The sequence below is a fragment of the Fibrisoma limi BUZ 3 genome, assembly GCF_000296815.2.
Taxonomy (GTDB): domain Bacteria; phylum Bacteroidota; class Bacteroidia; order Cytophagales; family Spirosomataceae; genus Fibrisoma; species Fibrisoma limi.
This window is the reverse complement of record NZ_CAIT01000003.1, coordinates 32,262-57,889: the sequence shown is the minus strand read 5'-3', so window position 1 is coordinate 57,889 and position 25,628 is coordinate 32,262. Positions and strand designations below refer to the sequence as shown.

The 25,628-nt window shown below is 52.0% G+C and carries 28 protein-coding genes; 18 read left to right on the top strand and 10 right to left on the bottom strand.

Going from position 1 to position 25,628, the window contains the following annotated elements; all coding sequences use genetic code 11:
- The first annotated feature begins 74 nt into the window (after nt 1–74).
- Together BN8_RS00435 and BN8_RS00430 are read left to right on the top strand one after the other, a co-directional pair.
- Complete coding sequence (locus BN8_RS00435) at nt 75–1,445, top strand: M24 family metallopeptidase (protein WP_009279776.1); 1,371 nt, start codon at nt 75–77, stop codon at nt 1,443–1,445.
- Nucleotides 1,446–1,529: 84 nt separating this feature from the next.
- The gene (locus BN8_RS00430; protein WP_192579005.1) at nt 1,530–1,892 is read left to right on the top strand and encodes a hypothetical protein; all 363 of its coding nucleotides are present in this window, start codon (nt 1,530–1,532) and stop codon (nt 1,890–1,892) included.
- A 14-nt stretch (nt 1,893–1,906) separates the two neighbouring features.
- Here the strand turns inward: BN8_RS00430 and BN8_RS00425 are convergent, their stop codons facing one another.
- Nucleotides 1,907–2,377, bottom strand: a complete 471-nt coding sequence (locus tag BN8_RS00425) for an anthrone oxygenase family protein (RefSeq protein ID WP_009279774.1) — start codon at nt 2,375–2,377, stop codon at nt 1,907–1,909.
- A 305-nt stretch (nt 2,378–2,682) separates the two neighbouring features.
- On the opposite strand from BN8_RS00425, the gene BN8_RS00415 reads away from it, so the two are divergent.
- Nucleotides 2,683–3,791 (top strand): IS3 family transposase gene (locus BN8_RS00415; protein WP_374755517.1). Its coding sequence is split into 2 segments (ribosomal slippage): nt 2,683–2,944 and nt 2,944–3,791, totalling 1,110 coding nucleotides; the frame shifts between segments, so codons are not numbered across the junction.
- Nucleotides 3,778–3,981 (top strand): hypothetical protein, encoded by a 204-nt coding sequence (locus tag BN8_RS00410; RefSeq protein ID WP_009279771.1) that lies wholly within the window; start codon nt 3,778–3,780, stop codon nt 3,979–3,981. Before BN8_RS00415 ends, BN8_RS00410 begins: the two co-directional genes overlap by 14 nt.
- A gap of 644 nt (nt 3,982–4,625) precedes the next feature.
- Here BN8_RS00410 and BN8_RS00400 read toward each other — a convergent pair.
- Entirely contained in the window at nt 4,626–5,171 is a 546-nt protein-coding gene (locus tag BN8_RS00400) for an SMI1/KNR4 family protein (RefSeq protein WP_144051544.1), read from the bottom strand.
- Between the two features lie 75 nt (nt 5,172–5,246).
- Between BN8_RS00400 and BN8_RS00395 the strand changes: the two genes are divergently transcribed.
- On the top strand, nt 5,247–5,645 hold the full coding sequence (locus BN8_RS00395) for a hypothetical protein (RefSeq protein ID WP_009279770.1): 399 nt from the start codon (nt 5,247–5,249) through the stop codon (nt 5,643–5,645).
- Nucleotides 5,646–5,739: 94 nt separating this feature from the next.
- Here BN8_RS00395 and BN8_RS00390 read toward each other — a convergent pair whose 3' ends face one another.
- Nucleotides 5,740–6,570 (bottom strand): CvfB family protein, encoded by an 831-nt coding sequence (locus tag BN8_RS00390; protein WP_009279769.1) that lies wholly within the window; start codon nt 6,568–6,570, stop codon nt 5,740–5,742.
- A 252-nt stretch (nt 6,571–6,822) separates the two neighbouring features.
- Between BN8_RS00390 and glgB the strand changes: the two genes are divergently transcribed.
- Together glgB and BN8_RS00380 are read left to right on the top strand one after the other, a co-directional pair.
- Nucleotides 6,823–8,892 carry a 1,4-alpha-glucan branching protein GlgB gene (gene glgB / locus BN8_RS00385; RefSeq protein ID WP_009279767.1) on the top strand — a complete coding sequence of 690 codons (2,070 nt, stop codon included), beginning with the start codon at nt 6,823–6,825 and terminating at the stop codon, nt 8,890–8,892.
- Between the two features lie 136 nt (nt 8,893–9,028).
- On the top strand, nt 9,029–9,802 hold the full coding sequence (locus tag BN8_RS00380) for a hypothetical protein (protein WP_009279766.1): 774 nt from the start codon (nt 9,029–9,031) through the stop codon (nt 9,800–9,802).
- 109 nt (nt 9,803–9,911) lie between these two features.
- Here BN8_RS00380 and BN8_RS00375 read toward each other — a convergent pair whose 3' ends face one another.
- The gene (locus BN8_RS00375; RefSeq protein ID WP_009279765.1) at nt 9,912–10,874 is read right to left on the bottom strand and encodes an alpha-E domain-containing protein; all 963 of its coding nucleotides are present in this window, start codon (nt 10,872–10,874) and stop codon (nt 9,912–9,914) included.
- 141 nt (nt 10,875–11,015) lie between these two features.
- Nucleotides 11,016–11,693 (bottom strand): HAD family hydrolase, encoded by a 678-nt coding sequence (locus BN8_RS00370; protein ID WP_009279764.1) that lies wholly within the window; start codon nt 11,691–11,693, stop codon nt 11,016–11,018.
- 45 nt (nt 11,694–11,738) lie between these two features.
- Here BN8_RS00370 and BN8_RS00365 point away from each other — a divergent pair, with 45 nt between their 5' ends.
- From BN8_RS00365 to BN8_RS00350, 4 genes are all read left to right on the top strand, one after another.
- Nucleotides 11,739–12,527 (top strand): NIPSNAP family protein, encoded by a 789-nt coding sequence (locus tag BN8_RS00365; RefSeq protein WP_009279763.1) that lies wholly within the window; start codon nt 11,739–11,741, stop codon nt 12,525–12,527.
- A 125-nt stretch (nt 12,528–12,652) separates the two neighbouring features.
- Nucleotides 12,653–14,044, top strand: coding sequence for a Gfo/Idh/MocA family protein (locus BN8_RS00360; protein ID WP_009279762.1), 1,392 nt, complete (start codon nt 12,653–12,655; stop codon nt 14,042–14,044).
- Between the two features lie 127 nt (nt 14,045–14,171).
- Nucleotides 14,172–15,098, top strand: coding sequence for a sugar phosphate isomerase/epimerase family protein (locus BN8_RS00355; protein WP_009279760.1), 927 nt, complete (start codon nt 14,172–14,174; stop codon nt 15,096–15,098).
- Nucleotides 15,099–15,490: 392 nt separating this feature from the next.
- Entirely contained in the window at nt 15,491–16,135 is a 645-nt protein-coding gene (locus tag BN8_RS00350) for a carbonic anhydrase (protein ID WP_040005196.1), read from the top strand.
- A gap of 89 nt (nt 16,136–16,224) precedes the next feature.
- Here the strand turns inward: BN8_RS00350 and BN8_RS00345 are convergent, their stop codons facing one another.
- From BN8_RS00345 to BN8_RS00335, 3 genes are read right to left on the bottom strand one after another with little or no spacing between them, the layout of a single operon-like run.
- Nucleotides 16,225–16,479 carry a Txe/YoeB family addiction module toxin gene (locus tag BN8_RS00345; RefSeq protein ID WP_009279758.1) on the bottom strand — a complete coding sequence of 85 codons (255 nt, stop codon included), beginning with the start codon at nt 16,477–16,479 and terminating at the stop codon, nt 16,225–16,227.
- A 2-nt stretch (nt 16,480–16,481) separates the two neighbouring features.
- On the bottom strand, nt 16,482–16,736 hold the full coding sequence (locus BN8_RS00340) for a type II toxin-antitoxin system Phd/YefM family antitoxin (RefSeq protein ID WP_009279757.1): 255 nt from the start codon (nt 16,734–16,736) through the stop codon (nt 16,482–16,484).
- Between the two features lie 50 nt (nt 16,737–16,786).
- The gene (locus tag BN8_RS00335) at nt 16,787–18,646 is read right to left on the bottom strand and encodes an ABC transporter ATP-binding protein (RefSeq protein WP_009279756.1); all 1,860 of its coding nucleotides are present in this window, start codon (nt 18,644–18,646) and stop codon (nt 16,787–16,789) included.
- A gap of 134 nt (nt 18,647–18,780) precedes the next feature.
- Between BN8_RS00335 and BN8_RS00330 the strand changes: the two genes are divergently transcribed.
- The 4 genes from BN8_RS00330 to BN8_RS00315 all read left to right on the top strand — a co-directional run bounded on the left by BN8_RS00330 (nt 18,781) and on the right by BN8_RS00315 (nt 21,302).
- A complete protein-coding gene (locus BN8_RS00330) occupies nt 18,781–19,584 on the top strand; it encodes a thioredoxin family protein (RefSeq protein ID WP_009279755.1) in 804 nt (267 codons plus the stop codon).
- The gene (locus BN8_RS00325) at nt 19,572–20,144 is read left to right on the top strand and encodes a hypothetical protein (RefSeq protein WP_009279754.1); all 573 of its coding nucleotides are present in this window, start codon (nt 19,572–19,574) and stop codon (nt 20,142–20,144) included. Before BN8_RS00330 ends, BN8_RS00325 begins: the two co-directional genes overlap by 13 nt.
- Before the next feature lie 136 nt (nt 20,145–20,280).
- Nucleotides 20,281–20,790 (top strand): low affinity iron permease family protein, encoded by a 510-nt coding sequence (locus tag BN8_RS00320; protein ID WP_009279753.1) that lies wholly within the window; start codon nt 20,281–20,283, stop codon nt 20,788–20,790.
- 29 nt (nt 20,791–20,819) lie between these two features.
- Entirely contained in the window at nt 20,820–21,302 is a 483-nt protein-coding gene (locus BN8_RS00315; protein WP_009279752.1) for a thioredoxin family protein, read from the top strand.
- On the opposite strand, the gene BN8_RS00310 is transcribed toward BN8_RS00315, so the two are convergent.
- A complete protein-coding gene (locus BN8_RS00310; protein WP_009279751.1) occupies nt 21,299–22,414 on the bottom strand; it encodes an AAA family ATPase in 1,116 nt (371 codons plus the stop codon). The two genes, BN8_RS00315 and BN8_RS00310, sit on opposite strands and share 4 nt — an antisense overlap.
- An 80-nt stretch (nt 22,415–22,494) precedes the next feature.
- Nucleotides 22,495–23,409 carry a PorP/SprF family type IX secretion system membrane protein gene (locus tag BN8_RS00305; protein ID WP_040005193.1) on the bottom strand — a complete coding sequence of 305 codons (915 nt, stop codon included), beginning with the start codon at nt 23,407–23,409 and terminating at the stop codon, nt 22,495–22,497.
- Between the two features lie 344 nt (nt 23,410–23,753).
- On the opposite strand from BN8_RS00305, the gene BN8_RS33830 reads away from it, so the two are divergent.
- From BN8_RS33830 to BN8_RS33825, 3 genes are all read left to right on the top strand, one after another.
- Nucleotides 23,754–23,927: a class I lanthipeptide gene (locus BN8_RS33830; protein WP_192579004.1), complete on the top strand. Its 174-nt coding sequence runs from the start codon at nt 23,754–23,756 to the stop codon at nt 23,925–23,927.
- Nucleotides 23,928–24,054: 127 nt separating this feature from the next.
- Nucleotides 24,055–25,254 carry a lanthionine synthetase C family protein gene (locus BN8_RS00300; protein ID WP_009279749.1) on the top strand — a complete coding sequence of 400 codons (1,200 nt, stop codon included), beginning with the start codon at nt 24,055–24,057 and terminating at the stop codon, nt 25,252–25,254.
- Nucleotides 25,255–25,439: 185 nt separating this feature from the next.
- Nucleotides 25,440–25,625 (top strand): class I lanthipeptide, encoded by a 186-nt coding sequence (locus BN8_RS33825; protein WP_192579003.1) that lies wholly within the window; start codon nt 25,440–25,442, stop codon nt 25,623–25,625.
- Nucleotides 25,626–25,628 lie beyond the last annotated feature (3 nt).

The window sequence follows — 25,628 nt, the reverse complement described above, 5'->3', positions numbered from 1 at the left end:
GTTTGAGCCATGAACTGGTAAACCTACCACTTGTTGAACCTGAATTTTTGAACCAGAAACGTTGAACGTCCGGCATGACCAAACTACTACACCTTCTTTTCGCACTCAGCACAACGTGGGCTTTCGCTCAGGCACAGCCCCAACCCACCATCCTGTCTGAACGGGAACGCGCCCGGGTAGTCGACGAGATTCTGGAAGACCGCTTCACGAACCTGCTGCCGCAGCTCATGCGTCGCGAAGGCATCGACATGTGGGTCATCATCTCGCGGGAATACAACGAGGACCCCGTCCTGAAAACGATGCTGCCGTCGACCTGGCTGTCGGCCCGTCGCCGGACAATCATGGTCTTTTTCGATACGGGCAAAGAGCCGTCCGCTGACGCCCCGGAACCCGTTGAAAAGCTAGCCATTGCCCGCTACGACGTAGGCAATCTGCTCAAGGGGGCGTGGGACATCGACGTTCGGCCGAATCAGTGGGACGCCCTGGCTGACATTATCCAGAAACGTAATCCCAAAAAAATAGGCCTTAACATATCGAAGAACTATGGGCATGCTGATGGGTTGAGCCATACGGAATATGACGAGTTTATGGCGAAACTTCCCGCCGACTTTCAGAAGCGCATCGTCCCGGCCGAACGACTGGCGGTCGGCTGGCTCGAAACGCGGACGGCGAAAGAACTGGCCATCTACCCGCTCATCTGCCGGTTGTCGCACCAGATCGTTCAGGAAGGCTTGTCGGAGCAGGTCATTCAGCCGGGCGTCACCACGACCGACGACGTAGTGTGGTGGTTTCGGCAGCGCATTACGGAACTGGGGCTGGATACCTGGTTCCACCCGACGGTGGACGTACAACGGGCAGATGATAAAAAGTTTGATCACTTACGCACCTTCGCCAAGCGCCCCTCGGGTGAAGTAATCATGCCCGGCGACCTGCTGCACGTGGATTTCGGCATTACGTACCTCCGCCTGAACACCGACCAGCAGCAACACGCCTACGTACTGCGCCCCGGCGAGACGGAGGTACCAATGGCCATTCAGAAAGCGTTTCAGCAGGGGAATCGGCTTCAGGACATTCTGACCGAACGCTTCCAGGCAGGAAAATCCGGCAACCAGTTACTGAAAGAAGCCCTGGAGCAAGCCCAGAAAGAAGGCATCAAAGGCACGATTTACTCCCACCCCATTGGTGTGCATGGCCACGCGGCTGGCCCGACCATCGGCCTGTGGGACCAGCAGAAGGGCGTTCCCGGCCCCGGTGATTATCCGTTGTTCGCCAACACGGCCTACTCGATTGAACTGAATGCCGCCGTGGAGATTCCGGAATGGAAGAAAACCGTCAGGATTATGCTCGAAGAAGACGGTCTGTTCGACGGTCAGCACTTCCGCTACATCGACGGCCGCCAGACGGAGATTTATACGATTCCCAGGAAGCTGGGGTATGTGAAGTAGAGCTTGCTACAATTCAAAACGAACGCTTATACTGCCTCAACACCGTTATATGACATGGTGATCAGGAACAAGTACATCCTAGTTGTGATTCTCCTTTTGGGTGTACTTCTCTATTTCAAGCGGTGCAATGGGTCTTCGTTCGACGTAGACGATGTAGCTAAGCGCCATGAATTTACCGTTAAGCCTACCAATTTCACAACCACCATTGATGCTCCCGCCGTCATTCACGTGAAAGGCCACCTCGACGGCAGAGCAGTAGTCTTTATTCCTAACGGTACGCAAGACAGTAGCGGCTTACCCATTGGCAATGAGTTTTACACGCTGAAACTTCCTCCGGGTGCTGTTGATAAGCAAATGACCTGCGAAATGATACCACGGGATTTCCCTTTAATTTACCAGCCAATAACCGCCAATAAAGGTTCGCTGGTAATCGACGTGAATTTTTAATTACGTATTCAGACTCACAACGAAAACGCCCACAGGGCACAAATCCACGCTACCAGCGTCAGCGCGCTTCGAACGTAATTGAGCGACATCCATGACCTGACCGAACGGCTGATGGTAGCCAGTGGAAGACTGTCCGATTTTTCGAGCCGGATAGCCGTTGGAATAAAAAACGCGAACGTACTGATCCGTTCGACCAGGGCCACCAACGCAGCGGCCAGCCACCAGTCATGCCTGGGTGGCGCTGACTGCCAGGCCGCGACGAGATTCGCCAACGTAATCAGGGTAAGCGGCCCTGTGGTAACGAACGCCCAAAACTGTCGACCGGAGTCAACGGTGCGCATAGCGTCTGTGTTAACGAGGTAGCCATCACCGGCCGACTTATAAAACCATTGTGGCAGAATGATACGGGTCTCGTACAGCCCCGCCCCAAAAGCCGTCCCCAGATTGATGATAAACAGTAGTAATAGGATGTCAGCCGTCGTCATACCGTAGTTGTTTGTGAGCCAAGCACATGGCGTTGTTTTACGACTCAAACCTACATGCTGACTGCGGCTGCTGCCGGCAAAGGGGAGTCAACCCGGCAAAGGCGAGGACGAATACGGTTTTCCGGGCGATGAATTTTTAAACCTGATAAACTTCATCCGGCTCAACCCGGATCGCCCGCCCCTTTTACAGCTCCCCCATCGCCTTCTTGAACGTCTTCTTGCTCATTTCGAGCGGCCGGTGTAAGTATCCCTAAAATTCGGACAGTTTTGAATTAGAGAAAAATGCTAATTTTAAACTGATTCCCATGAAAAAGACCCGATTCACCGAATCCCAAATTGTCAAAATCCTTAAGCAGCAGGAGAATGGCATCCCCACCAAGGAAATTTGCCGCGAACATGGCATTTCTGAAGCTACTTTTTATAATTGGAAGAGCAAGTATGGTGGTATGGAAGCTTCCGATGTCAAACGGCTCAAAGACCTCGAAGAGGAGAACGCTCGCTTGAAGAAGATGTACGCTGATCTGGCGATGGACAATCAAATCCTGAAGGATCTGTTCACAAAAAAAGGTTGGGCCCTGCCACCAAAAGGCAATTAGCCGAGGAGATTGTTCAGGAGCACGCTATTCCCGTGAGCAGGGCCTGTCAGCTAGTGTCTTTACCGCGTTCGCAATTCTATTATAACACCAGGAAGGATGATACGGCTGTGATTGAGGTATTGCAGGATTTGGCTTTTGCCCATCCTTCGTATGGGTTCCGGAAACTGTTTGCCTATATCCGAAGATCTGGCCAGACCTGGAATCATAAAAAGGTGTATAGGATTTATAAACTGCTCAAGCTGAATAGAAAACGTAAGGGGAAGCGTAGGCTGCCAACTCGAGTGAAGCATCCGCTGCAACAACAGACCGCAATTAACAGCAGTTGGAGTATGGATTTCATGAGTGATACGATGGTAGGTAACCGTAAATTCCGGACGTTCAACGTCATCGATGATTGTACGAGGGAGGTGCTGGCGATTGAGATCGACACCTCACTTTCCAGCAAAAGGATCATCCGAACGTTGGAACGGGTGATAAAAGAACGAGGAAAGCCCAAGACCATTCGAACCGACAATGGCCCGGAATTTACTTCGGGTGATTTTGAGCTTTGGTGTAGGGGCGAGAAGATTGAGATTCAATACATCCAGCCAGGCAAACCGATGCAAAATGGGTACGTTGAACGGTTCAATCGACTATACCGGGAGGCTATTTTGGATGCTTACCTATTTTTTGACCTTGAACAGGTCCGGCAATTGACGAGCGATTGGATAGAGGAATATAATCTAAGAAGACCCCATGAGTCATTGGGTAATCTCACGCCCGAAGAGTGGAAAAGCAGGGTGATTGAAAACGAAGAAACTCTAATTGGTACTGTCTGAGATTAGGGGTACTTACACCGGCAAATCGCTTTGGGGCGCTTTCGTCGTTCAGGGACAGGAAGCTGCCTGCATCATGCTCGAAGGAGACCGCTGCTTCGACAGCCATTGCCTCCACTACATCGGCAAGTGGCAGACGGAGATTTATAGCATTCTCAGGAAGCTGGCGTATGTGAAGGTAATTAGAGCCTAAGGCAGCGTACCAGCCATCCAGCTTTAGCTAAAACCAGGAAAGCGCTTATTAATTTAAATGAGGCCTTCTAAAAATTTCATCTTGACATAATGATAGTTATTCAACAGTTCTCCAAAAAGCACCAAATCCAGCTACTGCAATCAGTAGTCAAGCATTGTACTTTTTCCCTATTATTATAAGGCATCTTTGTGGAATTATAGATACCAACTACATCTTAGAAAGAAATGTAAAACTATGAAGCTGACTATATATCTGTTCTTTTTCCTTACTTCCATGGTTTCATATGGCCAAACTTACCGCACTAATCGAAGAACCATCTATCGAGATACCTCGAATAACATCATCAAGGAAAAGAATTTTTATGAACTGCTTAATTCAGGAAAGTATAAAGTTCAACCTGTATTTGATACTGTGAAGAACAAAGTTATTGAGATCAGATTATTTAGGAAGACCAGATAACAAGAAAAAGTACAATGCTTGACTACTGATTGCAGTAGCTGGATTTGGTGCTTTTTGGGGAACTGTTGCATAAATAATCTTATGTAAGAAAAATATTCTTGGAACGGCTGTGTTTAGAACTCTATTAGCTGTTTAGGGAAAGTACAATTTCTCGGTAACTCTTGAATCAAATCATCTAGCTTGTTCTAGTATGATGAAATTGCCTTTTTGTATCGTACGTCTTCATCCGCAAGACTCAACATAGATAGAAACTCCTCAAATGAGTCGGCCACTAATTGCCTGGGAAATGGAAGACTGCCATTGTTTTGATGATGAAAATACCATTCAACTAGGTAAATTTTGCCTTCATCATCGCCTTTAGTGACAATACATAAAGGATTGAAGCCGTCCACTTCTGTAAAGGGAATCATAGAATTGAGAAAAAACAATGGACTCTCAACATCTATCTCATAATCTAGACAATGCTCTGTTATTGACTCGATCCTATCCTGAATCTCATCTAAGGAAAAAAAGGAATAAACTCTAAAATACTTTTCATGCATTGTGTAGCATAGCCACTTTTTGTCATTAGGGGCTTGAATGACATACTCATCAAAGGAACTACCATTGAACTTCAACAGCAATTCGTTAAGTGATTTACCTAATGGAGCTTTGTGGTTAGAATCAAACATTGATAAGCTCTCTTGATCAATTGGTGGCTTAACCGAAGCATTGTTGAAGTCGTAATTCACTGGTGAGTCAAGTGTTGTATAAGTGAGTATTATGTTAAGTAGAGCGATTACCAATTTACAATCATCAAATGCGCAATGAAAAGGATACCTCGCTTCACTCGAATTGCAATTGTTCTATTCGTTCTTCTTTTGGTAAGCTTTGTAGTACTGTTTATTTTTTTACCGCCTTCCCAAGGTGTTGGCCCTTATCAGGAGTACATTATTGAGGATGTATCAAAGCCACAACAGTTCATTATTCCCGGTAAACTTATCAATCCTGTCGTCATCCGTTATCAGATAGAAGGGGTAATTGATAAAAGTGCCATCGTGAGTTTCCGAACGGAAACGGCTGAATACGTTCGTATTCCCTTAAAAGGTATTATTGCGGATAGTGCGGTACGAGACTTTTACGAAAATAGAGATCTGTTGATTACCTATCAGCCTATAGGTACTAAGAAAGGGCATTTAGTCATCAAAGCAGCACTCAATTGGTGAGTCACAAGAGCCCAGCCCAGTTGTATGATCTGGTTTATGTTAACCTAAGAGCAATAAATGATAAACTTTCTCTTTCGTAAGCCCTTATTCTCCCTCAAACCAACCGAATTCCATCCGGCTCAATCCGGATCGCCCGCTCACGGTACAACGACCCAATCGCCTTCTTGAACGTTTTTTTGCTCATTTCGAGGGTGCGATAAATCGCTTCGGGTGCGCTTTCGTCGTTCAGGGGCAGGAAACCGCCTGCTGCTTTCAGCTTATCCAGGATAAGCTGTGCATTCGGCTCAATACCCTCATAGCCGGGCTTTTGCAGCGTTACGTCGGCACGTTTGTCGGGGCGTATGGTTTTGATGTAGCCCTCCAGCCGGTCGCCCACCGTTACGCGTTTGAACAGTTCGTTGGTGTACAAAAGTCCCCGGTACCGATTGTTGATAATTACGTTATAGCCCAGATCCGTCCGCTCATACACCATCAGGTCCACCGCCTGCCCGGCTTCCAGGTCAGAGGCATCGTCGTCGAGAAAGGAGTTGATCCGGCTGGATGCCACCAGCCGCCCCGTGTCCCGGTCGAGGTAGAGAAACACGACGTACCGCTGCCCGACCTTCATGGGTAGCTGCTGTTCTTTCAGCGGTACGAGCAGGTCTTTTTCCAGGCCCCAGTCGAGGAACGCGCCGAAGTTGGTTACGGCCACAACTTCCAGAAATCCAAACTCATCACGCTCCACATACGGCAGCCGCGTTGTCGCCACGGGCCGATCTTCAGAATCGGTGTACACAAATACGTCGATCATGTCGTCGATCTCCAGCGTTTCCGGTACGTATTTGTTGGGTAACAGTAGGTCGTTACCATCCCGGTCGCCCAGAAAAACACCGACGCTGGTTTCCCGCAGCGCCCGCAACCGATTCATCTGTCCAATTCTGATCATGGGGTATCAACAAAAGTTCATAGGTTTCGTTTGGCCTTGAACCGGCGTAAAGGTCGCTATTTTATCGGTGGATTTTACGTCCGTATCTGCCATTTAGCTACGTCAGGCCAGTTATCAACCCGCTTATCCAACCGCTAATGGCCCGCCCGCTCCTTACGAATTTGTAAACAGCTTACTCAAAATGGGGGTTATCCAATAGGTAGAGGTTTTTCACTATTTTTCCGGACATTTTTGCCGATAGCATCTTTCATTATGGCTAAACAGAAACCCGCAACCAACGACGTATCCACCTTAACGCATCCTAAAACGGCCAGTCGCGCCCGAAAGCTGAAGGCAGCCGACGAAGCCGTTCAGGCGGCTATAGTCCACGACGCCCAATCCACGCCCGAGCCGGCGGTTTTGGAGCAACCGGCCACGCAGTCAGGGATGTATTCGCGATTCACCGATTTTGACATCCATTTGTTTCGGGAAGGTAAACACACCCGGTTATACGAGAAGTTTGGCTGTCATGTGGTGGAGCATAACGGCGTCATCGGAACGTATTTTGCCGTGTGGGCACCCGCAGCCAGGTTTGTATCGGTAATCGGCAACTTCAACGGCTGGAATCGTGGCACGCACGCCATGAACGTCCGCTGGGACAGTTCGGGCATCTGGGAAATTTTCATACCCCACATTGGGCGGGGCGAAGTGTACAAATATTTTATCGTACACGAAAGCGGCCGCGAACTCGAGAAAGGCGATCCCTACGCCCACCGCTGGGAGTTGCCTCCGCAGACGGCTTCGGTCGTGTGGGATACCTGGTACGAGTGGAACGACCAGGAATGGATGGAAAACCGCCGGAATACGAACGCCCTCAACGCTCCGATTTCGGTCTATGAAGTCCATTTGTCGTCGTGGCGACGCGACCCGTCGGACCCTGACCGCGAACTAACCTACCTCGAAATCGCCGATGCGCTCGTTCCCTACGTCAAAGACATGGGTTTCACGCACGTCGAGTTCATGCCGGTCATGCAATACCCATACGCGCCGTCGTGGGGCTATCAGATCACGGGCTACTACGCCCCCAGCAGTCGGTTTGGAACCCCGCAGGAGTTCATGACCCTGATTGAGCGGCTGCACCAGGCCGGCATTGGCGTGTATCTCGACTGGGTGCCGTCTCACTTCCCCGGCGATGCCACTGGTCTGTACGAGTTTGACGGATCGCACCTGTACGAACACCCCGACCCGCGCAAAGGCTACCACCCCGACTGGAAGAGCTATATTTTCAACTACGGCCGCAACGAAGTTCGTTCGTTCCTGCTGTCGAATGCGCTCTTCTGGCTTGATCGCTTTCACGCTGATGGGTTGCGGGTCGATGCCGTAGCGTCGATGCTGTACCTCGACTATTCGCGGAACGCCGGCGAGTGGGAGCCGAACGTATTCGGTGGCCGCGAGAACCTGGAAACCATTTCACTGTTCAAAGAAATAAACCAGGCCGTTTACCGCGAATTCCCCGACGCGCAAACCGTAGCCGAAGAATCGACGGCCTTCCCGGGCGTGTCGCGGCCGGTATTTGCGGGCGGACTGGGCTTTGGCATGAAGTGGATGATGGGCTGGATGAACGATACCCTCCGGTATTTCGAGCGCGATCCGGCTTTCCGCAAATACCACCAGGACGAGTTTACGTTCAGTACGGTGTACGCTTTCACCGAAAACTTCATGCTGCCATTATCGCACGATGAGGTGGTGTATGGCAAGAAATCACTGGTGTACAAAATGCCGGGCGACGAATGGCAGCAGTTTGCGAATCTGCGGCTGCTGTTCAGTTATATGTTCACCCACTCGGGCACCAAACTGCTCTTCATGGGAGGGGAGTTCGGCCAGACCCGCGAGTGGAAATACGACGTTAGTCTGGACTGGCACCTGCTGGACTACGCTCCGCACAAAGGTGTGGCGGCCTGTGTGAAGGCGCTCAACCACCTGTACCGCACGGAACCGGCACTCTACGAGAAAAACTTTTCGTCGGAAGGATTCGAATGGATCGATACGACTGACCGCACAAACAGTGTATTGACCTACGCCCGCAAAGGGGAACGTCCGGAAGATACGCTGCTGATCGTGCTGAATATGACCCCGGTTCCGCGCCCCAATTACCGCATTGGTGTTCCAGCGGAGGGGAGCTATCAGGAAATCTTCAACAGTGATAGGCAGGATTTTTACGGCAGTGGCGTTGTCAACGCAGATCCGATTGCTTCCGAAGCAGAAAAGTGGCACGGCCGGGCGCAGTCCCTATGTCTGAACGTACCACCTCTGGGGGCAGTTGTCCTGAAAATTAACGCCTAATGAACTGAATACGTGGTTAATTGGTGATCCAGAAACAGATGCTACGATAATATTCGACGTCTGCTGTTCAGGCCAACCAATTAACCACTCAACCATTTGCCTATCTTTGCCCGCCTGAACGACCTGATACGTTTGCATGAGAAAAATTCTGGTTGCGCTTTTAACCACCATCGCTCTTCACTCATACGCCCAATCGCCCGTTGCCAGTCGCCTTCGCGGTGGCTTCGATGTGGGCCTTGCCATTAAAAATGATTATTACAATCCTTCGATTACTTACTACCAGTTAATCAACCTCGGCGATCAGCGGCTGTTTTCGCTGGGCTGGACCGGCCGACTGGGCGCTTTCTACGGCGATAACCTGAACTATTACACCGCCCCCGCCCGGCTAACCCGGGGTCAGGCCGGTTTGGGCTCGCTGGGCAAATCCCTCCTTGTACAGAATATCGACACGGTCCGGTTCGACTACGTCACGATGACGTCGTTCAACCTCGGCTTGCGGGCTCAGTTCAATTTTGGCCCTGTGGAGGTGGGGGCCAGTGCGGATCTGCTGGGTATTACGTTGCTGCGACGCTACCGGACGGGCCGCTACCGATCATCGACCGGAGCATTTACGGCGGTTGATTCCCTGAACCGCGAGGTCCAGAAACCGTTTCAGGGCCCCGACGCTTTTCAGCGGGCCAGGGCCCAGCGCTGGAACCTTCGGCTGCTGGGCGACAACGATTACGGAATGCTGGCAACGGAGGTCTACGCCCGTGTTCGGATAAATCAGCGTTTTGCCGTCAAAGCGGGCTATCAGTGGCTCACAACCGAGATGGTTGTCGACAACCGGGATGTTGTTGCAGACAACAACCGGTTCCGCAACCGCACCGGTTTCCCCTACATCGCCCTGACGTTACCGATATTTTATTGATCGAAGAGCAAACGAATGAAAGAGTGAATGAGCGAAAGAGCGAATTTTGCCGGATACATTCCATTTTCGCTCCGCTTCGGCGATCCGACTCTACTCATTCACTCTTTATTCACGCTTCCACTGCTTTCAGATCGAAGTACGTTTCGAAAATGGCGTCGCCTACTTCGTTCGTACGGAGTTGAAAGCGGTCGAGGTACTGGTGCAGGCCCGTTTTGAAGATGTCGGCCGGTTCGGTGAACTCAATCTCCGTGCGGAGTTTACTGAGCATTCGTTCGGCAATGTTCCCGAAGCCGTGGCTGATGTTGTTGCCCGAGATTTCGTAGAGAGAAAGCTCGGCCTGCCGGATGCAGTGAAACACCGCCCGCGGGAACATCTTGTCCAGAATCAGGAACTCCACAATGTTGGAGGGTGTCAGCGTCCGGTACTGCTGGCGGTGCATGTTGTAGGCACTCACCGACTTCAGTACGGCCGACCAGATCATCAGGTCGATGGTCGACCCCACCGAATCCGCTTCCGGCATTAAGGTGAAATACTTTACGTCGAGGAACCGCGACGTTTTATCGGCCCGCTCCAGGAAGCGCCCCATCCGCCCGAAATGCCAGGCTTCGTTGCGCGTGATGGTTGCGTCGATGATCCCATACAGCAACTGCGTACCGTTTCGGATGTCGGTGAAAAAGCTCTGCGTGCGGTTCTGGCTCCAGTCCTGATGCGGCCCCGTATCGCGCACCATCAGGTAGAACTGATTCAGGTGCTCCCACATCTCTTTCGAAATCACCTCGCGAATCGTACGGGCGTTTTCACGCGCATTGCTCAGACACGATACGATCGAATTCGGATTACGCTTGTCGAACGTCATGAACTCAATCACGTTCTCGGGGGTCGGCTCAGCGTAGAATTGGTAGAAAAGGTAGTTATCGGCGGTAGCGATGAGCAACGGTTCCCACTGCTGGTCAACGTTGGGGGGCAGATCAAGGGCCAGGTTAAAATTAACGCTCATGAACCGGGCATAATTTTCGGCCCGTTCCACGTAGCGATGCATCCAGTAAACTGAATTAGCAACACGGCTCAACATAAGCAGTAATCGAGAGGGTAGTCAACAAAAATAACATGACAATCACGTTTCACAAGTGAAGTTTCTCCTATTTATATAAAGTACAAAATAATCTTTGTTTATTTTGATATTATTCCAATTCGCCGATCAATCTCATCTGACTCATTCTTCACTCATCAGCTTCTGCAACTTGGCTACGGTAATCTCGCTGTAGGTATCGATAACCAGATCAGCGTGGCGGGTATCCTTCTCCTGGCCGTTGGTTGTCAGCGCCACTACCCGCATACCAGCGGCCCGGGCGGATTCAACCCCCGCCTGCGAATCTTCGAACACGATGCACCGGGCCGGATCAGCCTTCAACTTGCGGGCTGCCACCTGGAAAATAGCTGGGTCTGGTTTGCCATCCGTTACGTCGCGGTCGCAGACAATTTTGTCGAAATACGCTTCAATCGGTACGTGCTGGAATAAGAAACGAACGTTCATCATCGGGGCCGACGTAGCCAGCGCGGTTAGCAGACCGGCGTCTTTCACCTGCTTCAGAAAAGGAAGCAGGCCGCGAATTGGCTTGATCTTCGATTCGAATAATTCCTGAAACAACGACTCCTTCTGCTGCTTCAGAGCCGTAATTTTTTGAGGGCTCAGGTCATCTCCCAAAAAATGCTTCAGAATGTCGGGGTTTGAACGTCCGGCGATATGCTGCTCAAAATCGTCGTCGGTCAAATTGATATCAAAACGGGTAAAGAATTGCCGGTAGGCTTCTTTATGCGTTGGATTGCTGTCGATCAACGTACCGTCCATATCGAAAATTAAGGCCAGCTCCGGCAGTTTTTTTCGAGTCATACCATCTCTATTTTGCAACTTATTTAAAACCCTCTCAATAAAACCATGAAGAAAGGCAACCTGACGTTTTTTCTGAGTTTATTATCTTTATTAGCCGTGTCGACCATTACCGCGTTGGCTGCCTCCACGCCCAAAAAGCCGAAAAAACCCAGCGACCGACTCTATGAAATGCGGATTTACTACCCAACGCCCGGTAACTACGCAGCCATCGTTGACCGCTTCCGGCAGTACACAACCAAGCTGTTCGAAAAGCACGGCATGACCAACATCGGCTACTGGACCCCAACCGACACGAGCCGCAAAGAACTGGTTTATATCCTCTCCTACCCTGACCGGGCTGCCCGCGACGCGTCGTGGAAAGCGTTCGGCAGCGACCCGGAATGGAAAGCCGTAGTGGCCAAAACGGAGGCCAACGGTAAAATTGTGGAGCGTGTCGACCAGATTTTCATGAACGAGTCTGACATTTCACCGGCTATCAAAACTCAGGCGAAGTCGCCCGAGCGGATTTTTGAACTGCGTACGTACACCGCCACGCCCGGTAACCTGAACAACCTGATCGACCGCTTCCGCAACCATACCATCAAGCTGTTCAGCAAACACGGTATGGAGCATATTGGCTACTGGACAACGGTGGAGAAAGACCCCAGCACACAGCCCAAACTGGTATATATCCTGGCCCACCCAAGTGAAGCGGCCGGCAAGCAGCACTTCGATGAGTTCCGCAAAGACCCCAAGTGGGTAAAGGCCAAGGAAGAATCGGAAAAGAACGGCCCGCTGACGGTGAAAGTCGAGTCGGTGTACATGAAACCGACGGATTATTCGCCCATTAAATAAGTCTGGATCGCTGGGACGCCCAGCCGGATTTATCTGATTAGACTAACTTACCTGATTTTGCTTTGCCGCACTTTAAACAAAATCAGGCTAATTCATTTAATCAGATAAATCCCTGTCTGGACGTTATGAAAAACATTGATCACCTCGTTAAACTGCTGCTCGACAAACCGACAGAAACCGGTGTGTCGCGTAAAGAATTTTTATCCTTCGCCGGGCGGAGCCTGGCCGTGGGGGTAGCCGGTGGACTGGCCGCTTCCTGCAAAACCAGCCAGAACAGCATGGGCTCGGCGGGAACGTACACCTCATCGAGCGGCAACGTACCGAAACTCCCGGCTCAGTCGCCCCCGGCCAAGGTACCCGAAAAAGTAACGGAACCGATCAAGCTGGAAGCTTGGAAAGCCGACACCGAACGCGAATCCGGTCCTACGCCTTCTCCTACCCCACCCGACCAACGCATTGGCTACGCCCTCGTGGGACTGGGTCACCTCACCCTCGAAGAACTGCTGCCCGCTTTCAGTGAGTGCAAGAAATCGAAGGTGGTGGCGCTGGTGAGTGGCAGCCAGGATAAACTCCAGAAGGTAGCGCAGCAATACGGCATCAAGCCGTCAAACCTGTACAGCTACGAGCAGTACGACCGCCTGAAAGACAATCCGGAGGTGCAGGCTATCTACATCGTGCTTCCCAACGGCATGCACGCCGAGTACACCATCCGGGGGGCGCAGGCCGGTAAGCATATCCTGTGCGAAAAACCGATGGCTAATACGTCGGCGGAGTGCCAGGCCATGATTGGTGCGTGTCGAAAAGCTAACCGCAAGCTGATGGTCGCCTACCGTATTCAGTACGAGCCAAACAACCGGATGATCCGCGAAATGATTCAATCGAAGCGATTCGGCACGACCAAATTCATTGAAGCCTTCAACGTCCAAAATTCGGCCAATCCGCAGCACTGGCGACACATCAAAGCCCTGGCTGGCGGAGGGGCGCTTCCCGATATTGGCCTGTACTGTCTCAACACCATCCGCTACCTGCTGGGCGAAGAACCTACGGAGGTGTTCGGCTACCAGTATAGTACGCCCGGCGACCCGCGCTTCCGGGAAGTTGAGGAAATGGTAAGCTGGCAGATGCGTTTCCCGAGCGGTGTTATCGCCAACTGCGGCACAAACTATGGCGTTCATGAAACCCGCCGGTATCGTGTCATGGCCGAACAGGGCTGGATGGGCCTCGACCCGGCCTTTGCCTACAATGGTCTGCAACCGGAGATTTCGTACGCCGAAGGAAAGGTAGAGCACAAGGAATCACCCAAAATCGCTGAAAAGAACCAGTTTGCCTCTGAGATTGACCACTTCTCAGACTGCATTATGCAGAACAAAACGCCCTTTACGCCCGGTGAGGAAGGGTTGCAGGATCACAAAATCATGGAAGCCATCTATCAATCGGCGCGGGAAGGTCGGCCGGTCAAGCTGGCAGAGATAACCAAAAAAGATGCGTTCCGAGGGGATAAGCCGGAGATGCAATAGGCGAGAGCCTGATAGCCGCTACTGATTTCATAAGAACGCCCTGGTTTTAAGTGTGTCGGTGGCGGCTGCTACGGTAGATTCCGGGTTGGTTATAGCTTTTTGCGCATATACCACCTGGTACACCCGTATGCCCGTCAGCCGCCGTCAGTTTCTCCAGTTTACTGTTGCCTCAGGCGTAGCCACCGCCTTTCGGTCAGTAGCCGCGCCAGCCGCTAAACCACTAATCTGTTTGTTCTCCAAGCATTTGCAGTGGTTGCCAGACTATGCCCAATTAGCAACGACCACGGCTGAGCTGGGCTTCGGCGGCCTTGATCTTACCGTTCGTAACAACGGCCATGTGCTGCCGGACCGCGTCACGACAGACTTGCCGAAAGCGATCAAGGCCATTCAGTCCGCTGGGCTGCAGGTGCCGATGATGGCCACGGACATCAACCGCGCCGATGCTACCGCCGAACGAGTATTGTCCATTGCTAAAGAGCACGGTGTTCAGCACTACCGTATGGGCTACTACCGCTACGATCTCAACCGCCCGATTCAACCGCAGTTGGACGAGTTCAAACGACACCTGAGCGGGCTGGCGGCTTTGAACGAACGCATCGGTATCCGGGCCAGCTACCAGAATCACTCGGGTCGGGGCTACGTAGGCGGACCAGTCTGGGACCTGGCCTGGCTACTGGACGGTGTATCTCCGCAATGGGTAGGGTCACAGTACGACGTCTTCCACGCCATGATTGAAGGGCATAGCTCGTGGGAAGCTGGGTTACGAATGCTGGCTCCGCGCTTCTTTACCATCAACGCCAAAGATTTCCGCTGGGAAATGAAAGGCCGAACAACCGAACATCAAAGCTGCCCACTGGGCGAAGGCGTGGTGAACTGGCCAGCTTATTTTAAAACCCTCAACCAACTGAACGTATCGGTACCTATCTCGCTCCACGCTGAGTATTCCCTGGGCGGGGCCGAAAACGGCGCACGGCAGTTGAGCATCTCGCCGGACGTAGTCAAAGCAGCTTTGAAGCGGGATTTACAGCAAGTAAGAGGATATCTCAACACCTGATCGACTTACAGTTGCCTGATTAATTCCTTCACTACCGCCGTTGTCGCGATCAATCGTTGTCTTTCACAATATCACCTGCCAGTTGGTCTGTTCAGTACCGGCCGTTTAATGTATTACGCGACATTCAATCTATTAAGCACCAACTTCCTAGATCTTGGCATCTGTTCCGGCACCAAGAACCTGTAGATCGGAAGATGCTATTTTTAATCTGTTTTTAATTAGCTTTCGGTCGCGTTTTTCTTTGATGGGTGTAGCCTCTCTGATTCGTATTGCTACTTCCTAACATTGAAACCCGTATCAGGTTATACCTATTAACTCCCAACGGCTGCGGTGCCGGGCACCAACTTGCTATTGGACTGAACCATCACTCGTATCAACTAATTTTTGTCAACGTGGAACTGTATCAGCAGGTTTTCGAAAACAACCAGAAGTGGGTGGCTTCCTGTGTGGAAAAAGACCCCGAGTATTTCTCTCGCATGGCCAAGGGCCAAAGCCCGGAATTCCTGTATATCGGCTGCTCCGACAGCCGCGTACAGCCCGAAGATTTCATGAGCGTTGAGCCGGGTCACATTTTCGTACACCGGAACATCGCCAACGTTATCCCCAACAACGACATCAGCGCTATTTCGGTCATTCAGTACGCCGTTGAGCACCTCGGCGTCAAGCACATCATTGTTTGCGGCCACTACGGCTGCGGGGGTGTTAAGGCGGCCGTATCGCACCAGGATTTTGGCAAAATCAACATCTGGCTCCGGAACATTCAGGATGTGTATCGCCTGCACCGGGACGAGTTGAACGCCATCACCGACGAAGAAGCCCGACACCGCCGGCTGGTTGACCTGAACGTACGGGAGCAGTGCCTGAACGTCATGAAGATGTCGTTTGTGCAGCACCGCTACTTTGATACCCGCGATATTCAGATTCACGGCTGGGTCTACGACATCGAAAACGGGCTGGTGCATGACCTCCAGATCGACATGGAGGCCATGCTGCGCGACCTGGAACTGTACCGAATTGACGAAACGCAGACGCATTAATAATGAAAAAGCCCCGGTTGCGCCGGGGCTTTTTCGTTTATTCACTATCGACAAATTCGAGAGTTCGGTATAATACGCACCAGACGCGACTAATAATGATACCGGCACTGAACAATGTGTAATCGCTGGGCGTCAACCCGGTAAACAAGCCGGTGCTCATCCGTAATTCTCCGCGACCAGAAACCGCTCAGGTTCTCCTTAAGTGGCTCTGGCTTACCCTTTCCTTCAAACGGGGTCCGTAAAGCTTCCTTGATCAATTCGTTGATACGCCGAAGAATCGTTTTATCAGTTTGCTGCCAATAGATATAATCCTCCCAGGCATCTTTATCCCACGATAAATCCATCGTCACTCCTCGATCAGCCCGTGACTTTCATACTCGCCCCGATTAGCACGGTCAACAGCATTCATCAACCGATTCCTATTCTTCTCCGAGCCAAGCAGATGAAGTGTTTCTTTCATTGAGTTGTACTCCCGCAGCGAAATCAGGACTACGTTCTTGTTTTCGCTACGGTTGATAATCACCATATCACCGTCATCACTGACTTGATCAAGTTTAGCTTTCATTGAGCGCCGAAACTCACTGTAGTTGACTACCTGCATGATCTTTTCGATTTACGTACAAAAATAGGTACTTAATTTGGTAAAACCTACTATTGATACCCCCGCGCCTGCAGGCCAAACAACTCCGCGTAGCGACCGTCCTGCTCCAGCAGCTCGTAGTGGGAACCGATTTCGAGGAGTCGACCACCTTCGAGCACCAGAATCCGGTCGGCCATCCGGACCGTACTGAACCGGTGTGAAATAATCACCGACGAGCGGCCTTCGGTCAACTTGGCAAACCGCTGGAACACCTCGTACTCAGCGCGGGCGTCCAGGGCGGCCGTTGGCTCGTCCAGAATAATCAGTTGAGCGTCGCGCATATAAGCCCGGCCCAGCGCCACTTTCTGCCACTCCCCTCCCGACAATTCGACGCCTTTGTTGAAGCTCTTGCCTAACTGCTGCTCGTAACCCTCGGGCAGCTTGGCAATGACCGTATCAGCCAGACTCCGCTGCGCCGAGGTTTCGATACGTGGCTGGTTGGTTCGCTCGTCGATGTCACCCACGGCAATGTTCGTCCCGGCCGACATCTTGAAGCGGGTGTAATCCTGAAAAATGACACCAATGTTGCGCCGGAGTTCATCCAGATCGTAATCACGAAGGTCATGGCCGTCGAGCAGGATACGTCCTTCGGCAGGGTCGTAGAGCCGGGCCAGAAGTTTAACAAGCGTCGTTTTACCGGCTCCGTTTTCGCCTACCAGCGCCAGCTTCTCACCGGCATGAAGCGTAAACGAGAGGTTTCGCAAGGCCCAGCGGTCGGAGTTGGTATACTTAAACCCAACGTTCTCAAAGACGAACCCTTCCCGAACAGGCCTGGGGAACGGCAGCGGTTTCCGATCCACCTGCGAGTGAATCAACGGCTTGATGGCGAAGTAATCGAAGAGGTCCTGGAGGTAAATCGCTTCCTGCGTCAGGCTGCTGAACTGGAGCAGAATACCTTCCAGTGAACCCCGCACCTGCCGGAACGAACCAGCCAGAAACGTCAGGTCACCAAGCGAAATCTGCCCGTTGACGGCCCGCGCCACAATCCAGACGTAAGCTCCGTAATAGCCCGCCGTACCAAGACCGGTGAGCAGCACACCCCAGCCGGCCCGGCTGATTGCCAGTTGTTTGTTCTTCTGAAAAAACTCATTCGACAAACTACGGAACCGATCGATGATGAACCCCGACAGACCAAAAATTTTTACCTCCTTGGCCGTTTCGTCCGAGGCCCCGATGTAGCGCAGGTAATCGAGTTCGCGCCGTTCGGGCGTCCAGCTCCGCGAGAGTGAGTAGCTACGTTGATTAAAATAATTATCGCCAATGAACGAGGGCGTAACGGCCACCAGAATCAGCAGCAGCAACCAGGGGTTATAAACGGCCAGACCAGCCGCCAGAAAGCCTACCGAAATCAGTTCCTGCACCTGCCCGAACACCCCGGACAGCAGTATTGTCCGTCCAGTGGTTTGTCGGCGGGCGCGTTCGAGTTTATCGTAGAACGTAGCATCTTCAAACTGTTCAAGATCGAGGGTAGCCGCGTGTTCCATCAGCCGGACCGACGTGCGGTTGGCAAACAGATCGCCCAGCAGCCCATCCAGCAGCGATACTGCCCGGCCGATGCCCGTCGACAGGATCGCCAGGCCAAACTCAGCCGCTACGAGCGTCCAGAGATAACTGGTGTCATCAAATCCCGGCAGGCGGTTAAGTCGAACCACCTCGTCGATAATCAGCTTACCGATGTAGAGCGTAGCCGCCGGAATAGCCGCCCGGATCAGTCGCAGAGCGGCATTGCCGATGAACAGGCCGGGCGAGGTTTCCCAGACTAGCCGGAAGAACGCAGGCAGGTTACCGAGGGCCGCAAACCGTTCGCGCCAGGAAAGTTCAGATTCTTTCGTAGAGGTCGGATTATCAGTTGGTTTTTGTGATTTAGCCATACACTAAAAAGACAAGGGCTACCGCCGATTAGTTCATCAAATTCGTATGTAATCGAATCCATCGTATGTGATTCCTTAGTACATTTAAAACGAGCCACTTAGGCGCACTTCTTCACTGTAAAACCTTCTCGTTCATGAAAACTTTCCTCCTCGCGCTGGCCTGCTGCCTGGCCACTTTGACCGCCCAAAGTACGCCCATATTGACTGACGATACGGTTGGAATCCGCTTCTTCAAAGGCTCCTGGAACGACGTATTGGCCGAAGCCAAACGGCAGAATAAACCGGTGTTTGTGGATGTCTATACAACCTGGTGCGGCCCCTGTAAATTGATGGCCAGGGAAGCGTTTCCAAATCCACAGGTCAGCGAGAAATTCAATGCCAGCTTTATCAACTATCAGATCGATGCCGAGAAAGGCGAGGGTGTTACGATTGCGAAGCAATACGCTGTCGATGCTTATCCGACTTCCTTGTTTGTGTTAGGCGATGGTAATCTAATTTATAAAACCAGCGGCTACACGGGTATTCAGGGAATGATGGCCGAAGCCGATAAAGCGATTGAAGAAGCCAAAGACCCAAAACCGCTCACTGCCTGGGAGCAGGAATACAAGAGTGGGAAGCGTGATGCTGATTTTTTATACGGTTACCTCAAAAAAATGGCTAGCCTGGAAAGGCAGGACGAAACGGTTGTAGCCGAGTATATCAAATCGATTCCAGACGCCGAGCGGCTTTCCGAAAAAAACATTGGCTGGTACAGTCGAACGATAACGTCGGTCAAATCAGCCGATTTTGAAAAGCTGGTACAGGAAATCGCCCGGCTTTCGCAGGCACCAGCCACGGCGCAACAAGGTGCTGATGTCTTTTCGGGGCTTCAGCAAATCATCGGTAAAAGCTGGCAACAAGCAGTGTCGACGAAAAATGAACAACTATGCAACAGGTAATTGATGGCCAGCGACAGGCCATCCACGCGTTTAGGCCCGAGATTCCTGCAACAGCTCTTGACGAACGAGCCACTGCCATGCGGGTGGGGTTTTACGGGACTACCCGTATGTTTGATAAATACAGAGCGCTGGTAGTCCCCGAAGCGAAACGGCTAATGGCTACACCCGTCGACATCATTCGTAAAAAAGATGAAGCGAACTTCAACCAGTTTGACAGTACGCAGCCCGACTCTGTTAAGCACACAGGTGACTATAAACAAATGGCCGCCATGATGAAAACCGCCGAAGCGATGCAAACCGCTACGCAGTTGAACAATCTGGCTTGGTCTTACTACGAAAATCTTACCGACAAAACCGATCTGAATCAGGCGTTGGCGTGGTCGGCCCGCTCCCTGGAACTACAACGTAACGGCTCATTCATGGATACCTACGCGCACTTACTCTACAAGCTTGGCCGCAAAAATGAAGCGGTAAAGGTGCAGCAGGAAGCCATTGCTCTCGAAAAGAAGGCCGGCAATGATACTACCCTCCTCGAACAAGCGCTGGCCAGCATGAAGTAGCAGCCATAGGGTCACGGGTACAGTCAAGAGCTAACTTACGATAAGTTAGCTCTTGTTATTTGGCTCGTTTTTGAGCTGTTTTACCAACCAGGGTTTTTCCTTCGTTTACACAACACATATGCGTTGACACTGCTTTATGGAAACTAATAATCGCTTCACTCGCTTTTTCGAAACGTTTGCTTCCCGCGCTACCCGGGCCACTGGCTCCTCGACCGCCTTTCTACTGGCCCTGCTGACGGTGATCATCTGGCTCATTACAGGCCCGATTTTCAAGTACTCCGATACGTGGCAACTGGTTATCAACACCGGAACAACCATCGTAACGTTTTTAATGGTGTTCCTGATTCAGAAATCGCAGAACAAGGATTCGCTGGCTATGCAGATCAAGCTGAATGAGTTGCTCGCCGTAAACCGAAAAGCCAGCAATCGGCTGCTCAACATTGAAGACCTGACCGAGGCCGAACTGCTGGCCCTGCACCAGTTTTTCGGTCGGCTGGCCCAGAAAGCAAAGCAGGAAGACAGCCTGTCGGAGTCGCATTCGGTTGAGGAAGCGGAAGAAATTCACCAGGAAAAGCTGGAGGAAAAACGGGATCGGCACAAATCACAAAAGAACAATTCGCATACGGAACCGTCAGCCAATGGGTAAGGTTGCAGGTAGCTGCTTACCTTTGGTGTATGAAGCGCCTTACTCTTCTGTTCTGTCTCCTGCTGAATCCCGGTCACGCCAGCGAATCAGTCGGCATCCGGTTCTTCAATGGATCGTGGAACGCGGCTATGGCCGAAGCCCGGCGCCTGCATAAACCACTTTTCATTGACTTTCATACGCACTGGTGCCCGCCCTGCCACAAGATGGCCCGCGAAGCGTTTCCCAATCCGGCCATTGGCGAAAAATTCAATGCAACGTTTATCAACTACCAGGTAGACGCCGAGATTGGCGAGGGACCCGAACTGGCCCGGCGATTCGGGGTCAGAAGCTATCCGACGGCGCTCTACCTGACCGCCGAGGGGGAATTGGTGCACCGGGCCGTCGGGTACGCGGGCGTCAATGCCATGCTGACGCAGGTTGACCAGGTGCTACGGATGCCAACCATGCGAAAGTTTATACGTCGGCAACGACGGCAGGCAGCCAATCTGGCACTACCCGACGCAACGAATTAAAACCCTACTTTAACCGTTTCCATCCGTTCGCCCGAAACGGTTTGCTCTTCTATATTGAAGATATCAGCCAGGGTCATCGGCTCATTGGTACGATGCTCCAGCCCGAGGTGAGCCAGCAGCATATTCGATTTGGCGGCTGTCAGCTTCCCGAACGCATAGTCAACCATCAGGCGGCCCTTCCGAAGCAGCGCCTTATCGAGCAGGTGTTTGCTGGCGTTGAACGTAGCAATCACCTGAATGTGCATGCAGTCGGCAAGCAGACCATCGGTCAGGTTCAGGATATTCGACACACTGTTGGTATCCCCACCGGCTTCGCGGGCCTGTAGTATCCGCTCGGCATCTTCGATAATCAGCACGGAGTCCTTGTTGTCCAGCAGAAACGGGATGATCTCGGGCGAGGTCAGGTAGTTGGTCATGTAGGGCGGCAGAATCAGCATGTCCTTTCTGACCAGCGAACTGAGGTGCTTAATGTACGTAGTTTTGCCGGTTCCTGGTTCGCCATGTAGCAGAATCAGCCCCTTGCTCTTGGGCTGCGCCAGGAGCGACACCAGCCGCTCGTGAACGGGCGGGAAATCGTCGTTGTAGTGCAGTTCCAGATCAATATCGGGCGGCAGGATTTCAACGCGCTCGGTATGCAGACCGCCCAGACCACTCTGGATCAGATAAATGTGCGTCTGGTTTTCTTCGTGAACATACTTGTGCTCCTGCACACCATCCAGCAGCGTCCGCGCCGTCGTTTCGTCGCGGAAGTAGCCATGCAGCCGGAAAAAGCGGTCACCGACAAATTCAGCTTTCAGCACTACCCCCTCCTCATGCTGATAAATGCGCTCAATGATATGCCAGCCATCATCGTTGACCCGGGTTGAGTGATTGATCGGCAGAAAGCCACGCCCTTCCAGCAGTTCACGGGCCGACGGCCTGAAGTCATCGTTGAAATGCAGATAATTCGGGTATACGCCAAACGTCTGAACAAAATGCGGAGCCAGTGGAAACTCCCGATCCAGATCGCTGGGGATATACAGGTTTTGAATCGTCTGCTGATTTTGCGTACGACTACTGGCCGTCAGGTAGCGAAAAGGGTCTTGTCCGGAATGCTCAGCGTGAGGTTTCAAGTAGTGTCAGATTACGATTTATCGTACCAAGTTACCCATAAAACGATAAAATGCCTAATTCCGACGCATAACCGCCCATCTCAATACGAAAATCCTAACGCATTGGGTGAAAACCGGAACATGAACTCATGCGTGCTGTTTTGCGTGTACGTGCTGTAGGGATTTTCGGGGGTCTGCGAATAGAACAGGTACCCCACCCGGATCGACGAACCCAGTTGCAGTTCGGCCGTCGCGTGGACGTAGTTTGTCTGGATCAGGCCGGGCGTTTTGTAGCGATAGGCCAGCCCGAAACCAAACCGCTCGTTGATCCACGCCTTTGCGTTTACGTCGACCCCGAGGGGGCGACCACTGATCGCGGATACCAGCACCGACGGAATGAGTACTACGTTTTCGGCCACGGCCGTTTTAACCCCCGCCTGGAACATAATCGGCCGAACGCTCTGGTACAGGAACCGGTTCGACAGGTTCAGCGCTTTGCCAATCAATTCGGGAGCCGAAATACCGCCGAAGTACCGATCCGACTGGTAATATACACCAACGCTCAGGCTGCCTACGGCGCGGTTCAGGCTGGATGCACTCGTGAAATCATAAATCGGCAGCACACTTACTCCCCCCTGCACGCCAACCGATAGTTTAGCCAGCGCAGGCATATTGAAACGATATGCGACGCTACCGTACGCACCCGTTGCCTGGAACAGGCCCATCCGGTCGTTAAGCGCCTGAAACCCCAGTCCAATGGTGCCGTTCGCGATGGCGCCATCGGCCGCAACGCTCTGGGTAATGGGGGCATTGCGCAGGCCAATCCATTTACGCCGGAGCATCGCCGTCAGGTGAAAGGACTCCCGACTACCCGCCGTAGCCGGATTAATACCCAGCGGATTGACCAGGTACTGCGAGTACAAAACTTCTTTCTGGGCAACGGCGGAACCAGTTGCTAATAATGAAATAAAGCCGCTGAGCAGGCAAGCGAATGTAGCTTTTTTGAGTAGATGCATACCAAGCCGTAAACAGGCAGCCAAGTTGTAGGCTTTTGCCATAAAAACCTAATTCAACGTAAGGTTATCTATTCATTTATCAGGCCCTGGTTTCCGCGATTGGCGTGCTGGCCAGTCGTATTCAATGGTCATCATCAGATCCCCGGCCGGATGGGCATTGGCGTTCTTAGTAGCAAGTCATGGTCTATCAGACACACTTCGTTTCCCGTCCATAACCACTCATGTTTCTTTTTTTGAAAAGGCCTACCGGCTCGTTGCAGTTTTGAGCTGTCAATCGACACCGGGGCCGCCGAAAACCGACCAGAGTAGGCAACCAAGAACAACCAATCAAAACAACAATTACAATGAAAAAGCAAATTGCTAAACTGAGCATCAAGACCGACAAAATCGTTTCTCTCTCAAAAACTGACGCGGCTAACATCCTGGGAGGCCGTCCTAAAACAAACGGAGGTGGTTGTTGGTCCTTCAATGCTACCTGTTCAGAGAGCCAGGCAGTATGCTGCTCGTGGCAGTGCTAAGAAAAGCGCCAGACCAGTTGACAGACTCTAAGCGCTCTTACGTAAAGGACTCGGTTTGGTATGAGCCGGGTCCTTCTTACGTTTTCATTCCCTCCACAAACTGTCCCCCTATACATTCGACAACTCTATGAACACGACCAGCGTTTCAACCACGACCCAGCCGCTTCTCGACCGTATTTATAGCCATATCGTGAGCCAGCCAGTCGATGACCAGACCTCGTTACTGGGCGGTCAGATAGGCTTTGCCATATTGGAAGCGTATTATCAGCATTTCCACGGTATAACGACTGAAAGCCGCACCTGGGAACGCATCGCTCATAGCCTGGCTACCATCCAGCAGGGTGAACTGACGTACCCATTTGCCAGTGGTATCGCGGGTGTTGCCTGGGGGTTCCTACATCTGTTTAACCACGGCTTGGTACAGGACGACGATCTGGACCCCAACGAGATTGTCGAAGATCTGGATGAGCCCCTCTTCGAAGTAGCCAAAAACGAACTGAGTGCCGGCAACTATGATTATCTGCATGGCGGATTAGGCGTTTGTCTGTACTTCCTTGAGCGTCGTCCTTCGGAGGCCATTGCGCGTTTCGTGGACGCCCTCGTTGAACAGCTATCGGGTTGCGCCGTTCGCTTTACGGATGGCGGCATCAGTTGGCGATTCGACAATTTCGGCCAGCATACACCAACCGACCCGCCAGTTTATAATGTCGGCTTATCCCACGGCACGGCCAGTATTGTGGCACTATTGAGTTTGCTCTACGAACGAGGCTATGCCCGCGCCCGTTGCGCTTCGCTGATTCAAGGGAGTCTGCAATGGATGTGGGCCAACCGAAATCAGTCCGGCCTATCCATCTTCCCCAATACGATCCAGGCCGTCCGTAGTGATCAGCACAGTCGGCTGGGGTGGTGCTACGGGGATCTGGGTATTGCCAATGCCTTCTGGCTGGCCGGCGAAAAACTTGCCGTGCCCGAATGGCAGATGATCGCCATTCGTACGGTGCAGCAGGCTGCGGGTCGCCGAGAGCCCGACGACACCCTCATCACCGATGCCTCCCTATGCCACGGAGCGGCTGGTGCAGCGTATCTATTCCGCAGGTTTTCCGCTCGACAGCCTCAGCCGCTCCTGGACGAAGCCGCCAGGTTCTGGCTGGATAAGCTGCCGCACTATGCTTCGCCAGACGACCGGCCCGACGTATTTTTAACGTATCACAAGGGACAATATGAACCTAACCTGAGCCTGCTCGACGGTGAGGCCGGTATTGGCATGGCGCTTCTTTCCGAGCTGGGCGGACAGACGTACTGGGACCGCTTCCTGCTTTTATCATAGCACTACGTCCCAAAACAGTTCATCTGCGACCGGCTACGTTTCACTAGTCAGTCAGCGCCCTTGGACCTGCTTTTTTTGAAAAGACCCACCTCCTCGTTGCAGTTTTGGGCTGTCAACCGACACCGGGGCCGCCGAAAACCGACCAGAGTAGGCAATCAAAAACAACCAAGCAAACAACAATTACAATGAAAAAACAAATTGCCAAATTAAGTCTGAAAACAGACAAAATTGTCAGCCTTTCTAAAACTGCCGCCAGCAACGTAATAGGTGGTCGCCGGCCTAATTCAAGCACCTGCGAAGGTGGCGGATCAGCTCCATGCTGTACATGGGATGATGGCTGTAGCAGAAGCATTTGCAGTAGCTGCCACTAAGCT